Source organism: Metabacillus fastidiosus NBRC 101226 (assembly GCF_001591625.1).
In the GTDB taxonomy this organism is placed as follows: domain Bacteria; phylum Bacillota; class Bacilli; order Bacillales; family Bacillaceae; genus Metabacillus; species Metabacillus fastidiosus.
Map to the genome: position 1 here is coordinate 1 of NZ_BCVG01000100.1, position 13,276 is coordinate 13,276.

A 13,276-nucleotide genomic window follows, 5' to 3' on the forward strand; every position below is an offset into this window, starting at 1 on the left:
TTACTGCCCGTTAAGGCTGGGATAAATGCTTAATAAGTTTTAAAAGCTGCAAGGCCCCTCCACAAAATCCTTAATTTTACTGGATTTTCATAAAGGGGCCTTGCAGGAGGATGTCTGGAAAGGGTCGTTTTTCCCCTTTTAGACATCCTCCTCTCATATCCTATTACGTCAGTTGTTCCATTTCCCTAAACTCAATTTCAAATCCTAAATCTTCAAGCATTCTATGGTCAGCCGTACTTTCCTGGCCGCATGTTGTTAAATAATTCCCGACAAAAATAGAATTCGCAGCATATAAGCCTAAGGGCTGGAGTGACTTTAAGTTCACTTCCCGTCCTCCTGAAATTCTAATTTCTTTCGTCGGATTGACATAGCGGAATAATGCAAGTACTTTCAGACAGTAGCGCGGATTAAGTTCATCTGTCCCTTCAAGCGGTGTGCCGTCAATCGCATGCAGGAAGTTAACCGGAATCGAATCAGCATCTAATTCCTTAAGAGTAAATGCCATATTAACGACATCCTCAAGCGTCTCCTTCATTCCGACAATAACGCCTGAACATGGTGAAATTCCGCTTTCCTTCACCGTTTCCACCGTATTAATCCGATCATCATATGTATGTGACGTCGTAATCGATGGATGATGTTCTCTTGACGTATTAATATTGTGATTATAGCGGTCAACACCTGCTTCTTTTAATTTCTTTGCCTGCTCCGGTTTTAAAATTCCAAGACAGGCACAGATTTTTAAACCATATGTATCTTTTATATTTTTAACGACTGAAGCAACACGGTCCACTTCTTTATTCGATGGCCCTCTTCCGCTTGCAACAATACAGTATGTTCCTATTTTTAAATCATATGCACGTTTAGCTCCCTGCATAATCGTTTCTTCATCAAGCATTTTATATTTATCAATCGGTGCTTTCGAAATGATTGACTGTGAACAATAGCCGCAGTTCTCAGGGCATAAACCGGATTTTGAATTCATAATCATATTTAACTTTACTTTTTTACCGTAATAATGCTTCCTAATTTGGAAAGCTCCGTGCATAAGCAGTAAAAGCTCATCATCTGAACAATTTAAAATTTCAAGTGCTTCCTCATTCGTTAATACTTTTCCTGCGATCACTTCTTCAGCTAAATTTCCCCATCTCATAATAATTCCTCCATTCCTATACATATGGTAAAGATCGATAGATTATATGTCAACCTTTTATTATTATGAGTTTACAAAAAGATTTTCTATTACTCATATACTAAGAAAAATACACTGTTAAAATATAAAAAGGCTCCCTTATCGGAGCCTTTTTATATTAGCGAACGTATGCCGCACCAACAATAATTAAAAGAATGAATAATACGACGATTAATACAAAACTGTTCCCGTGTCCGTATCCGTACCCACAGTCATATCCAGCATACCCAGAAGGATATCCATAATCATAATGGCAATGCATATTACAACACTCCTTTGAATCTTAATTTCATTTCTCTTTACTTTATGTAGAGGGGAGGTTGTATCGTTCGTACATTTGCCCAGTTCATAGCAAGAATTTAAAAATGCCTGCTTTATTTCAAAAGCAGACATTTCCATTATTAAAACAATTTACTGTACGCACCGTAACCTTCTTTTTCCAAATCTTCTTTTGAAATAAAGCGAAGTGCAGCAGAATTAATACAATATCTAAGTCCATTAGGACCTGGTCCATCATTGAATACATGTCCTAAATGGGAATCAGCTGTCTTGCTTCGAACTTCTGTACGAGTCATTCCATGTGTGTAGTCTTCTTTCTCAATTACTTCTTCCTCATGAATCGGCTTCATAAAGCTTGGCCAGCCGCAGCCTGCATCAAATTTTTCAGTTGAACTGAAAAGCGGTTTCTCCGATACGATATCGACGTAAATACCTTCCTTTTCATTATTCCAAAATTCATTATAAAATGGAGGCTCTGTTCCATTATTTTGTGTTACTTCATACTGCATTGGTGTCAGCTTTTGCTTTAAGTCCGCTTTTTTATCCTCATTCCAATGCTCTTTTATGAAACGGTCCCTTCCAGATCCAGTCCGGTAAGAATTATATCTTGCTGGACTCTTTTTATAAAAGTCCTGATGATATTCTTCAGCAGGATAAAATGGCTTTGCAGGCAATATTTTCGTTGCAATCGGGTCTTTAAAGCGATTGCTTTGTTCAAGATCCTGCTTTGATTTTTCAGCCAGCTGTCTTTGTTCTTCCGAATGATAAAAGATAGCTGTTTGATACGATTCCCCACGGTCATAAAATTGTCCACCCGCATCAGTCGGATCAATTTGCTGCCAGTATAACTGTAAAAGCTCCTCATATGGAAACTTCTCTGGATCAAATGTAATCTGTACTGCTTCCAAGTGACCTGTTGTATTCGTACAAACTTCCTCATACGTAGGATTTTCTTTATGTCCGCCTGTGTATCCTGATACGACATTAATGATGCCTGGCATTTCAGCAAATGGCTTCACCATGCACCAAAAGCATCCTCCCGCAAAGGTAGCTAATTCAAGATTTTTTTCTGTCATAAAAAGAAACCTCCTTAAAAAATCTGGTGCTCTTATTATACATGAAACTTCCTATCTTCCATAATGTTTTACCTTTAGTGTCTTGACACATCGGCTAACTTTCCTTAGTCTAAATTTAGAGCACTATTTTTACATTGGGACGGGGGAAGACAAGATTGGAAAATCGTCAGGAGAAAATGTTTGAAATGGAAGCGCTTATACGGAGCGTATTTAAAAAATTACGACATGAATTAAACACAGTTTATGATAAAGAATTATCAAGGAATGAGTTTTTTATTTTAAAAAACTTATTTGAAAACGGTGCCAAAAAAGCTTCAGATCTGTCTAAATCTTTAGATGTATCTGCAAGCCATATAACTGCTGTCACTGATACACTTATTGAAAAAGGATGGATTACAAGAGTTCGTTCTGACCGAGATCGCAGAATTGTTGATATACATATAACTGCTGAAGGAGAAAGCATCGTACAACGGTACGAAAAAAGGAAAACAGAATTCCTTTTAAGCAAATTTACTCATTTCACCGATGAAGAAATAGAGGTTTTCATTCGATTATTTCAAAAGCTTCAGCAGTCCTAATATTTTTTCTAGAAGAGAAGCTGTCCACGATAGTATTGGGGCAGCTTTTCTTTTTCTCCTCAAAAGTAATAATCTCCTACTTCCGTCCAATTTTCTTTTTTAGAAACTTTCCAATTACCTATTTTCATAATAATTTTTAGTAAAATTTGTTAAACTAATTTATAGGAAATATTAATTTTTTAAAGTATTGTTCTATTTCTGTAAAAAGCATATACATGCCCTGTATTTTTATTATGATTAAATTAAGCTAGTACAAACTAGTGAATATATTTTTGTTACATGGGAGGAAATTTTCATGAAAAAGAGTTTATTATTAAAAATTGGGGCATCATTACTTGCTGTATTTTTAATGGCTGCATGTAACAACACAGAAGACACTCAAAACGACGGTACAAAAACAGAAGAAACAGATGCAGATACGGAAGAAGCGGAAGACACTGAAGATGCTGGAGATGCAACAGAGGAAAAAGAAGAAAGCGGTTCTTAATTAGCGAAAATGAAATGAGAGGGTTATCATTTCCCTCTCATTTTTTAGTTATTATTTTGTTTTTCTTCTCTTAAATGCCATGAATACACAGCACAGCTCAAAAATAATGCACAATATCCGATATTTAAAAATACTTCATCCATTTTTTCATCAGTGTATTGCATATAAGCAACACCCCCGAAGTAAATTGCCAATAAAGTAGTGACAATGATTGCAATTCCAAAAATGTTTTTCATAAGTTCACTCCTATTTCAGCCAAAAAGCATTTCTTCTCTTCTCATTTGACGTATGTACTTACTAATTTTCAATGATTTTCGTAAATTCGTCAAGCACCCTTCCAAAATTAAATGCATTTCTCCATTCGATTTCTTATTTTTTTAACATTTTACTCGTTAACAGGCATGAAGAGAAAGAATGCAATCTCATCCTTTTTTAAATCAAATGAATCAACATGAACACTCATATTCGAGTTGAATGTAAGTTCATTTAAATGAACATCAATATATTTTTTCTTCGAATTAATATTTACTGCCTTTGGAAAATTATATTCACTTTCCATATATTTCAACACATAGGCAATTGGTAATTTCAGCTTGCCGATCGAAAGTTCATTCACATAGAATCTCATCGTCTGCTCATTAATCACTTCCGGATGAAATACCATTTCCATTGTAATTTTACTATTAAATGCCTTAACAGCTCCGCTTAAATATACTTCATCTTTTAAATTAACATGGTACTCCAGCTTTTCGCTGTTCGATTCCTTTTTTAAATAATCATTGACTAATACAGTAAGTGATTCTTTATCGGTCTGGACAAATACTGGAACCGAATCAACTTTTTCTGATTTTCCTGCAATATCATTTCCCGTATTACCAGAGGAGAAAATGAGTCCGGTAATAATGACAACGAATAAAATATTACATGCTAATAAGATCATAAAAGCAAGCTTCCATTTCCCCATCAGTCTCACCTCAAGTCTTTCTGTTTATTTTTATAAATACATAACTGAAAACAAATTCACACTATAAAATTCAGTTAAAATCATTCATCCATTTATTATATCGTATGTAAATGTTGCTTAATCTTTTTCCACAAGATAGTATGACTAATTTATTACCTCAAACATAGTATTACAGTCATACTATGTTCGATTTTTAGCTCATCTCACTCAAATGTATAAAAAGGGAGAGAGAAGCAAGCTTTTCTTCTCCTTTTTATACATTTGAGCCCTTTCAGCAAAGGCTGAAAGGCATTTGCAAGCAGAGCTTGCAAATGGATGAGCTAAAAATCGTGCACTATACTAGGTTTTTATTACATATATATCAGAATATCAATCTATATTATATCTATACCTATATATGAAAATATGAATATTAAGTATTATCTGCTATTTTCATATATAGCTTTATAAACGCGCTCTGCGATTAAAGTATAGCCTATTTCATTTGGATGAAAAGCATCTTTATATAATAACTGCTCCTCATTTTCCAATGAAAAAATATCAGCTATCGGTATAAATTTTGCTTTTTCATCTTCTTTTAATATATTATCCGTAGCCTTGTTCCACTTATCTACGACGATATCCAGTTCAGTCAGTTCTGGTATTGTATATTTAAATGGATTGTACAAACCGACAAAATAAATAGGAGCAGTTTTATTTTTCTTCCGAATTTCCCCTATAATGCGTGCCAGCCTTTTCTCATACGTCTTTTGTTCTTTTTGAAATAATTTAAAATCCAATGATAAAATATTTCCGCGGACTATTTTCATCACGTCATTTCCGCCAATGGACAAGACGATAATATCAGCTTTTTCCAGCTTGGATCTTACTTTTCTTTCCTTCAATTTATCCAAAAGATCTGTCGTCTTATAGCCTTTTACACCAAAGTTATCAACTTCGAGCTTTTTAACTCTTTCTTCGTTTTGCAATGATTTTTCAATTCTGCCGACATATCCGCCCTGCTTTGTACCATCTCCAACACCTTCTGTAAGCGAATCCCCTAATGCAACAATATTTATATTTCGCGCAATAAAGAAGGCAGGCGGATTTCTTTTTATTTCTATTTCCGTTTTTTTCGTTAATAAAGCCGATGTATGTTCCGGTAAAGAACAGCTCGCTAAAAGAAAACAAATGATAACAGCAAATATTTTTTTCATTTTCACTCACTCACTCTCTCCGTCTTAAAAAACTGATTATACCATTTTCTCTTTATTTAGAGGGGAGGAAATTACATGAATCTTTCATAATATAAAAGTATTTCACTCCTAATTTATGTTAAAGTTATTATGAGAAAAAAAGAAGGTGTGAAATGATATGTTAAAACGGTTATTTCTTTGTATAAGTATTATTTGTATTACTATTTTAACTGCATGCGGGCAGCCGGAAAAAGAATCTGAACAGCACGCGGATCACGAAGAGCATTCAATGGGTGATATTCGTGAAGAGACAGCGAGCGCCTCAGAGCTTCCTTCCTTTCTTGATGACAAGCCGGAAGATATGCGGACTATTTATGCTGCTGTAGCTCATAATGGAGAACTGCTGCAGTATATTCCTTGTTATTGCGGATGCGGCTCCACTGTCGGCCATAAAAATAATGACCATTGCTTTATTAAAGAGCGAAAAGAGAATGGGAAAATTATTTGGGACGACCATGGCACAAAATGTGAAGTATGTTTAAATATTGCGGCAGCTGCCATCGTTGATTATCAAAAAGGAAAGTCGATTAAAGAGATTCGTACAGAAATTGACGAACAATATAAGAAAGGCTTTGCTGAACCGACACCAACACCAATGCCGAGTGAAGACATTTAAAGTGCTAACATTGTTAGCACTTTTTACTTTTGCTACTCAGCAAAATACATAAAGCCTATCGCACCCCGTCCAGTATGTGTAGAAACAATTGGTGTTGTCAAAGAAATATCAATCGGGCAGCCTGGATATAATTCTAAAAGAGAATTTTTTAATCGGACTGCTAGATCATACGCCTCAGCATGTGCAATTCCAACAGCTTTTATCGTTTTCCCCTCTACATCCTCATGAAACTGCTTTACTAAAAATTTAATGATTTGGGAATGACTTCTCACTTTGGCTACTGGTGTATATACACCGCCTTCAAGGCTTGCAATCGGCTTAATATTTAATAATGAGCCAATCATCGCTTTCCCTTTCCCAATCCTCCCGCCCTTTACGAGATTATCCAATGTATCTACTGAAACGAAAAGGGAAGTATTTTTCCTTATTTCTTCTACTCTATTTATAATTTCTTCTTTCCCCTTACCTTCTCTCGCCATTTTAGCCGCTTCCTCTACTTGAAAACTTAAAGCTTTTGAAATAAAAAAGGAATCAATAACTGTTACATCAGATTCCGTCATTTGTGCAGCCCCTTCGGCTGATCTGACCGTACCGCTCATCCCGCCTGTCATATGAATCGAAATAATCTCGCTTCCATCTTTTCCAAGCTCATCATATACTTCTTTAAATTTTCCGCTGGATGGCTGCGAGCTCTTTGGCAGTTCATCAGCAGCTTCCATCTTTTCAATAAATTCATCCTTCTGTAAATCAACGCCATCTAGATAAGAAATACCATCAATCGTAATGTGAAGCGGAACAACGGTAATATTAAACTCTGCTATTATATTTTTATTTAAATCAACTGTTGAATCAGTTACGATTTTAATGTTTGCCAAACAGTCCACATCCTATGTTTACTTACTCTTATTTATACCCACTATTCACCCTTTTAAAAAAAGAAAATGGGGACCTTTTTGGCCCCCAAAAATAAAATTTCCTTACAATTTAATTTTAAATTAAAAGATGGAAAAGATTGCTATCCTTATTAACCTCAGTATAATGGAATCCTTTTCTGTCCATTCTTTCAATTAACGGCTTATAATCTTCCTTATGTTTCAGCTCAATTCCGACTAACGCCGGTCCCTTTTCTTTATTGTTTTTCTTCGTATATTCAAAACGGCTAATATCATCTGTTGGTCCTAACACTTCATCTAAAAACTCGCGAAGCGCTCCGGCACGCTGCGGAAAATTAACGATAAAGTAATGCTGTAGCCCTTCATGCATCATAGAACGTTCTTTAATTTCCTGCATTCTGCCAATATCATTATTTCCGCCGCTCACGATACAGACAACATTTTTCCCTTTTAGTTCGTCTTTCATTAAATCTAATGCTGCAATCGTCAGTGCTCCAGCCGGCTCAGCAACGATAGCATTTTCATTGTAAAGTTCAAGAATTGCCGTACATACTTTACCTTCTGGAACTTTTACAACACGTTCAACCGTTTCCTGGGAGATAGCGAATGTTTTTTCACCGATTCTTTTTACAGCTGCACCGTCTACGAATCCGTCAATGCTCGGCAGCTCGATTACTTTTCCTTCTAATCTTGATTGGGCTAAAGATGCTGCTCCCTCAGGCTCGATTCCAATAATTTTCGTAGAAGGAGAGATCGCTTTGAAATAAGAAGAAACACCGGCAATTAGTCCGCCGCCACCGACAGCTGCTAATGCGTAATCAAATTCCACATCTGTATCATTTAAAATTTCAACTGCAACCGTTCCTTGTCCGGCAATAACGTCAAAATCATCAAAAGGATGAATGAAAGTACTGCCTTCAGCTTCACAGCATTCTACAGCACTTTTGAATGCATCATCAAAAGTATCGCCAGTCAGGATAATTTCCACATACTCTTTCCCGAATTTCTCTACTTGAGAAACTTTCTGTCTCGGTGTTGTAGAAGGCATAAAGATTTTTCCTTTTGTCTCTAACTGTCTACAGGAGTATGCAACACCCTGGGCATGGTTTCCCGCACTCGCACAAACGATTCCTTGCTCCAACTGTTCTTTGCTCAGCTGTTTAATTCTATTATAAGCCCCTCTAATTTTAAATGAACGGATAACTTGTAAATCTTCTCTTTTTAAATAAACATTACAATTATATCTTTCAGATAATTGTTCGTTTTTTTGCAAAGGCGTATGGATAACTACATCTTTTAACAAATGATGAGCTTTTAAAATATCCTCTACATGAACACTCTGCATTTCATTCACTGCTTGTTTCATTTCAACGACCCTTTCACTAACCAGATTTAATCTCACACTCTATCATGAATATTCACAATTTTAGTTTACTATTATAAAGTTTAACAGAAAATTTCGAAGTTTACACTTATTAAATAGTGAAAAATTTTACTATATCATATTTAGACATGCTCCAAAAGTCCTCCCTTCTTATAAAATCCCGCCATATACTAATTCCCATATTAAAATGCCGGAACAAGTGGTAAGCTAAATATAGAAATGTTTTATGGAAAGGAGCATTATACTTGGGAGAAACTCATACTTTTTCAAAAGGCGAAGAAATTGCTAACTCCATTACACATGGAATCGGCAGCTTATTAAGCATTGCGGCTCTTGTTCTCTTAATTGTCTTTTCAGCAAGCTACGGGGATGCATGGCATATCGTAAGTTTCACATTATTTGGCGTAACAATGTTTTTACTTTATACATGCTCTACATTAGTCCACAGCTTCCCTGCCGGAAAGGCAAAAGATCTGTTTGAAATTCTTGATCACTCCGCTATTTACTTTTTTATCGCAGGTACGTATACACCGTTTTTATTTATAGCGGTGAAAGGCTGGCTAGGCTGGACATTGTTTGGCATTGTATGGGGACTGGCAATTGGCGGAACGATTTTCAAAACATTTTATGTGAAAAAATTTATCTTTTTCTCGACAGTTCTGTATGTTGTCATGGGCTGGCTAATCGTTTTTGCGTGGAATCATATCGTGCAAAGTGTTCCATATAATGGAGTTGTATTGCTCGTCACTGGCGGTATTCTTTACACAGTCGGTGCTGTATTTTATGTTTGGCGAGGATTTAAATTTCACCATGCAATATGGCATCTATTCGTTTTAGCAGGAACAGTGCTTCACTTTTTCTCTGTACTGTTTTATTTACTTCCATAACATAAATATTAAAGGTCTGGATTTATCATCCAGACCTTTTTTAGCTGTTTTTCCGGTCATATACTCGGAAGTAATAATCATAAGGATTTTTCTCATCTTTTATCCCTTTTTCCTCTGAAACGAGCTCCCATTCATCATTATGAAACTCCGGAAAAAATGTATCGCCGGTAAATTCCTCATCAATGAAAGTAATATAGAGACGGTCGGCTACATCGAATGTCTGTTTGAAAATTTCCGTTCCGCCGATAATAAATACTTCTTTCTCTGTCTGTTCCGCGAACTTTTCTACATCGTCTACAGAATGAATAATCGTACATCCTTCTTTTTCATACGTTTCATCCCGGGTCAAAATAACATTTTCTCTTCCCGGCAAAGCTTTACCGATTGATTCGAATGTTTTTCTTCCCATAATAATTGGATTTCCCATTGTCGTCCGCTTAAAAAAAGCTAAATCGGCTGGCAAATGCCACGGTAATTTATTGTCTACACCAATTACTCTGTTTCTATCCATTCCAACGATAAAAGAAATCATCTTATCACCCTTTCTAAATTAAGCAGCAGCCGGAGCTTTAATTGCCGGCTGCGCCTTATATCATTCATTTAAAAATCAAAGACCAGAATAAACTTGAGAATTTAGTTTTAGAAGCATGAAAGCTTTCAGTTCCCTGTGAAGTTGTTTCTCCACTTCCCCGACATAGTTTAAATAACTTTGTAAGTAAGTTCATCGACTTCCAATTTACAGTTAAATACGCTCGTAACACGCAGTTCGCTATGTTAAAGGGGAATCTCATTAGCTGAATTTCAATCAATCTATTGAAATAATTAGACTGAAACTATCTTTATCATGATTCATCATTTATGAAATGCTTATTACTGCTGACAGACCGCTAATATCCAGGCAAACTATTTAATCATTATTATATACTAATTCAAATTCTTCTACACAAAAAACACCTGGATAAAAATTAATACCACTTTTGAATCAACAATATAGTTTATTTTTCCAAACATTATATCCACATAAATTAATTTTAACAAGGTTATCATTAGAAAAGGAACATGGCTACCATTAGAGGAGGAACATCGTTAATGAATACGAAACGTTTAATTTTATTGAATATTATCATTTTAGTTGTATTAGTCGGCGGAGGTTTCGAGGCTTATCTCTACTATAACCGAACTGTTAACTATTTAACGACGGATAATGCCCAAATTGCCGGACAACAAGTAACTATTGCAGCTCCGGCAAATGGAAGATTAACCGATTGGAAAGGTAATGTTGGTTCCAGCTTTTCGAAAGATTCTACCGTTGGAACCATTAGAGCAACAAACACAAATGGGGGCTCTGTAAGTATGGATGTCACACTTCCAACTGATGGGACAATTGTACAGAGTAATGCAGTTTCTGATTCATTTGTTGCTACAGGAACTCCACTCGCGCAAGCTTATGATTTAAACAACTTATGGGTAACAGCAAATATTGAAGAAACGGAAATTGATAACATAGAGGCGGGACAAGATGTCGATATATATGTTGATGCTTTCCCTAACAGCACTTTAAAAGGAAAAGTACAGCAAATCGGCTTGGCAACAGCAGGAACATTTTCTCTATTACCAAGCACAAACTCAACAAGCAACTATACAAAAGTTACACAGGTCATCCCTGTAAAGGTATCAATCGATGATAATAAAGGTGTTGCGATAGTTCCTGGTATGAACGTAACCGTGCGAATTCATAAGTAGGTGATAAAATGATCATATATATCACGGTTTATGTTATTTTAGGCATCTTACTGCTACTTTTCATCAATTTTAAGATGATGAAACAAAAAAAACCGAACAAATCTCAAGTAGAAATGAGAAACGAAAAGGTTAAAAATAATATTGATTCATCTGATTTAAAATTACAAGAAAGTACTTCACAGGATTTATCTCATGAAGTAGAAGAAATGCTTAAAGATTCCGCTGTTCCTGAACCGGCATTGGAATATGTCGAAGCTGATGTCCAGCCGAAGGAAAGTTTGGACAGAAGGGAAAAATCAGCAGCACCAAGTACTGAAAAAGATTCAGGAAACCGAAAAATACTAGTAGCTTTAATGCTCGGTGCGTTTGTTGCGATTCTCAATCAAACATTATTGAATGTCGCCATTCCGCATATTATGAATGATCTGGGTATTTCAGCAAATACAGTCCAATGGCTTTCAACGGGTTATATGCTTGTTAACGGAATCGCAATTCCCATTACCGCCTTTCTCATTGAAAAATTTGGAACGAGGAAACTATTCCTTGCTGCTATTTTTCTATTCACCATTGGTTCATTAGTATGTTCCTTATCAACTAACTTCACCGTTTTAATGATCGGAAGGGTCATTCAGGCTTGCGGTGCCGGAATTATTATGCCTCTTTTAATGACTGTTTTTTTCGTGTTATTCCCTCCAGAGAAGCGAGGGAAAGCAATGGGAATCATGGGGATTGTCATCATATTTGCTCCTGCAGTCGGTCCAACTCTTTCCGGCTGGCTCATTGGACATTATTCATGGAGGTTATTGTTCGATATTGTTATTCCAATCGGAGTTCTTGATTTAATCCTTGGATTTTTATGGATGAAGGACGTAACGAAAGTAACGAATCCTAAATTTGATTTTCCGGGATTTTTATTTTCAACTTTAGGCTTTGGCTTCTTATTATACGGTTTTAGTGAAGCTGGAAATGATGGCTGGACCAGTGCGAGCGTTATCATTTCACTAACGATCGGAATCATTTCTTTAGCTGCTTTTGTATGGCGAGAATTAACTACCGATAAGCCAATGCTTGATTTACGGGTCTTTAAATATGATATTTTCGCCTTAACAACGATTATTAGTATGATCGTTAATATGGCTATGTTTGGTGCAATGATTTTACTTCCAATTTATTTACAAAATATTCGTGGCTATACTGCATTGGAATCAGGGCTATTGATGCTCCCAGGCGCTATCATAATGGGAATTATGTCACCAATCTCAGGAGCTCTTTTTGACAGATTCGGTGCAAAATGGCTGGCGGTAGTCGGCTTAACGATTACTGTTATTACAACATGGCAATTTACCACTCTAAGTATGACAACAAGCTATAGCCATATCATGCTTCTTTATGTACTAAGAATGTTTGGTATGTCGTTTATTATGATGACTGTTATGACGGAAGGCCTTAACCAGCTGCCTCCCCACTTAGGTTCACATGGGACTGCAGCATCAAATACAGCAAGGCAGGTTGCCGGCAGTATCGGGACAGCCCTTCTTGTTACTGTTATGTCGACTAGACAAGGGGTTCATTTTGGAGAGTATACGAATACCGTCACAAGTGCCAACTCTTTTATATCCAGTAAGTTTTCAGAACTTACTCATCTCTTATCAGGTTACACTCACTTGCCGGGAGCAGCAGGAACAGAACTTACAACTTCTTTAATGTATGGACAAACAATGCAGCAAGCAACAATTGACGGAATTAATGATGCTTTCATTGTTGCAACCGGAATCGCATTTGTAGCATGGATTTTAGCATTCTTTATTAAGCGATCACGGGTAAAAAATCAGTAAGCTATTCAATTTCATAAAGAAATTGAAGTTAAGGGAATTTCATTTTTAAACTAATCGATTAAATCATATTTCCCATTTGAACGAAAAGTTTACGAGCAAACAAGCCA

General features: G+C 36.1%; 15 protein-coding genes. 6 read left to right on the forward strand and 9 right to left on the reverse strand.

All coding sequences use genetic code 11. The features are described 5' to 3' along the window. Positions 1–163: 163 nt before the first annotated feature. The 3 genes from bioB to msrB form a co-directional block, all read right to left on the reverse strand. Positions 164–1,153, reverse strand: a complete 990-nt coding sequence (gene bioB / locus BFA01S_RS17665) for a biotin synthase BioB (protein ID WP_066233778.1) — start codon at positions 1,151–1,153, stop codon at positions 164–166. 157 nt (positions 1,154–1,310) lie between these two features. After that, complete coding sequence (locus tag BFA01S_RS22095; RefSeq protein ID WP_082800063.1) at positions 1,311–1,454, reverse strand: YjcZ family sporulation protein; 144 nt, start codon at positions 1,452–1,454, stop codon at positions 1,311–1,313. Between the two features lie 139 nt (positions 1,455–1,593). Next, complete coding sequence (gene msrB, locus BFA01S_RS17675; RefSeq protein WP_066233784.1) at positions 1,594–2,547, reverse strand: peptide-methionine (R)-S-oxide reductase MsrB; 954 nt, start codon at positions 2,545–2,547, stop codon at positions 1,594–1,596. A 155-nt stretch (positions 2,548–2,702) separates the two neighbouring features. Here msrB and BFA01S_RS17680 point away from each other — a divergent pair, with 155 nt between their 5' ends. Together BFA01S_RS17680 and BFA01S_RS17685 are read left to right on the forward strand one after the other, a co-directional pair. Next, complete coding sequence (locus tag BFA01S_RS17680) at positions 2,703–3,125, forward strand: MarR family winged helix-turn-helix transcriptional regulator (protein WP_066233787.1); 423 nt, start codon at positions 2,703–2,705, stop codon at positions 3,123–3,125. Between the two features lie 295 nt (positions 3,126–3,420). Then, positions 3,421–3,612, forward strand: a complete 192-nt coding sequence (locus BFA01S_RS17685) for a hypothetical protein (protein ID WP_066233789.1) — start codon at positions 3,421–3,423, stop codon at positions 3,610–3,612. A 44-nt stretch (positions 3,613–3,656) separates the two neighbouring features. Here the strand turns inward: BFA01S_RS17685 and ypmT are convergent, their stop codons facing one another. The 3 genes from ypmT to BFA01S_RS17700 form a co-directional block, all read right to left on the reverse strand. Further along, positions 3,657–3,848, reverse strand: coding sequence for a protein YpmT (ypmT, locus tag BFA01S_RS17690; RefSeq protein WP_066233791.1), 192 nt, complete (start codon positions 3,846–3,848; stop codon positions 3,657–3,659). Positions 3,849–3,997: 149 nt separating this feature from the next. Then, positions 3,998–4,576, reverse strand: coding sequence for a YpmS family protein (locus BFA01S_RS17695; RefSeq protein ID WP_066233794.1), 579 nt, complete (start codon positions 4,574–4,576; stop codon positions 3,998–4,000). 419 nt (positions 4,577–4,995) lie between these two features. Continuing rightward, positions 4,996–5,772, reverse strand: coding sequence for an SGNH/GDSL hydrolase family protein (locus BFA01S_RS17700; protein ID WP_066233814.1), 777 nt, complete (start codon positions 5,770–5,772; stop codon positions 4,996–4,998). A gap of 157 nt (positions 5,773–5,929) precedes the next feature. On the opposite strand from BFA01S_RS17700, the gene BFA01S_RS17705 reads away from it, so the two are divergent. Then, a complete protein-coding gene (locus tag BFA01S_RS17705; protein ID WP_066233796.1) occupies positions 5,930–6,427 on the forward strand; it encodes a PCYCGC motif-containing (lipo)protein in 498 nt (165 codons plus the stop codon). A gap of 32 nt (positions 6,428–6,459) precedes the next feature. Here BFA01S_RS17705 and BFA01S_RS17710 read toward each other — a convergent pair whose 3' ends face one another. Both BFA01S_RS17710 and ilvA read right to left on the reverse strand, forming a co-directional pair. Next, the gene (locus tag BFA01S_RS17710; RefSeq protein WP_066233798.1) at positions 6,460–7,302 is read right to left on the reverse strand and encodes a DegV family protein; all 843 of its coding nucleotides are present in this window, start codon (positions 7,300–7,302) and stop codon (positions 6,460–6,462) included. A 115-nt stretch (positions 7,303–7,417) separates the two neighbouring features. Continuing rightward, on the reverse strand, positions 7,418–8,686 hold the full coding sequence (ilvA, locus tag BFA01S_RS17715) for a threonine ammonia-lyase IlvA (protein ID WP_066233800.1): 1,269 nt from the start codon (positions 8,684–8,686) through the stop codon (positions 7,418–7,420). A 263-nt stretch (positions 8,687–8,949) separates the two neighbouring features. Here ilvA and trhA point away from each other — a divergent pair, with 263 nt between their 5' ends. Further along, the gene (trhA, locus tag BFA01S_RS17720) at positions 8,950–9,591 is read left to right on the forward strand and encodes a PAQR family membrane homeostasis protein TrhA (protein ID WP_066233803.1); all 642 of its coding nucleotides are present in this window, start codon (positions 8,950–8,952) and stop codon (positions 9,589–9,591) included. 40 nt (positions 9,592–9,631) lie between these two features. On the opposite strand, the gene BFA01S_RS17725 is transcribed toward trhA, so the two are convergent. Next, positions 9,632–10,123, reverse strand: a complete 492-nt coding sequence (locus BFA01S_RS17725; RefSeq protein WP_066233806.1) for a dihydrofolate reductase — start codon at positions 10,121–10,123, stop codon at positions 9,632–9,634. A 557-nt stretch (positions 10,124–10,680) separates the two neighbouring features. Between BFA01S_RS17725 and BFA01S_RS17730 the strand changes: the two genes are divergently transcribed. Beyond that, on the forward strand, positions 10,681–11,334 hold the full coding sequence (locus BFA01S_RS17730; protein ID WP_066233808.1) for an HlyD family secretion protein: 654 nt from the start codon (positions 10,681–10,683) through the stop codon (positions 11,332–11,334). A gap of 113 nt (positions 11,335–11,447) precedes the next feature. After that, positions 11,448–13,169: a DHA2 family efflux MFS transporter permease subunit gene (locus BFA01S_RS17735; RefSeq protein WP_430623441.1), complete on the forward strand. Its 1,722-nt coding sequence runs from the start codon at positions 11,448–11,450 to the stop codon at positions 13,167–13,169. The last annotated feature ends 107 nt before the right edge of the window (positions 13,170–13,276 follow it).

Coding starts and splice junctions, on each gene's coding strand:
- bioB (WP_066233778.1), bottom strand. CDS start 1,153: ATGAGATGGGGAAATTTAGCTGAAGAAGTGATCGCAGGAAAAGTATTA.
- BFA01S_RS22095 (WP_082800063.1), bottom strand. CDS start 1,454: ATGCATTGCCATTATGATTATGGATATCCTTCTGGGTATGCTGGATAT.
- msrB (WP_066233784.1), bottom strand. CDS start 2,547: ATGACAGAAAAAAATCTTGAATTAGCTACCTTTGCGGGAGGATGCTTT.
- BFA01S_RS17685 (WP_066233789.1), top strand. CDS start 3,421: ATGAAAAAGAGTTTATTATTAAAAATTGGGGCATCATTACTTGCTGTA.
- ypmT (WP_066233791.1), bottom strand. CDS start 3,848: ATGAAAAACATTTTTGGAATTGCAATCATTGTCACTACTTTATTGGCA.
- BFA01S_RS17695 (WP_066233794.1), bottom strand. CDS start 4,576: ATGGGGAAATGGAAGCTTGCTTTTATGATCTTATTAGCATGTAATATT.
- BFA01S_RS17700 (WP_066233814.1), bottom strand. CDS start 5,772: ATGAAAAAAATATTTGCTGTTATCATTTGTTTTCTTTTAGCGAGCTGT.
- BFA01S_RS17705 (WP_066233796.1), top strand. CDS start 5,930: ATGTTAAAACGGTTATTTCTTTGTATAAGTATTATTTGTATTACTATT.
- ilvA (WP_066233800.1), bottom strand. CDS start 8,686: ATGAAACAAGCAGTGAATGAAATGCAGAGTGTTCATGTAGAGGATATT.
- BFA01S_RS17725 (WP_066233806.1), bottom strand. CDS start 10,123: ATGATTTCTTTTATCGTTGGAATGGATAGAAACAGAGTAATTGGTGTA.
- BFA01S_RS17730 (WP_066233808.1), top strand. CDS start 10,681: ATGAATACGAAACGTTTAATTTTATTGAATATTATCATTTTAGTTGTA.
- BFA01S_RS17735 (WP_430623441.1), top strand. CDS start 11,448: ATGAGAAACGAAAAGGTTAAAAATAATATTGATTCATCTGATTTAAAA.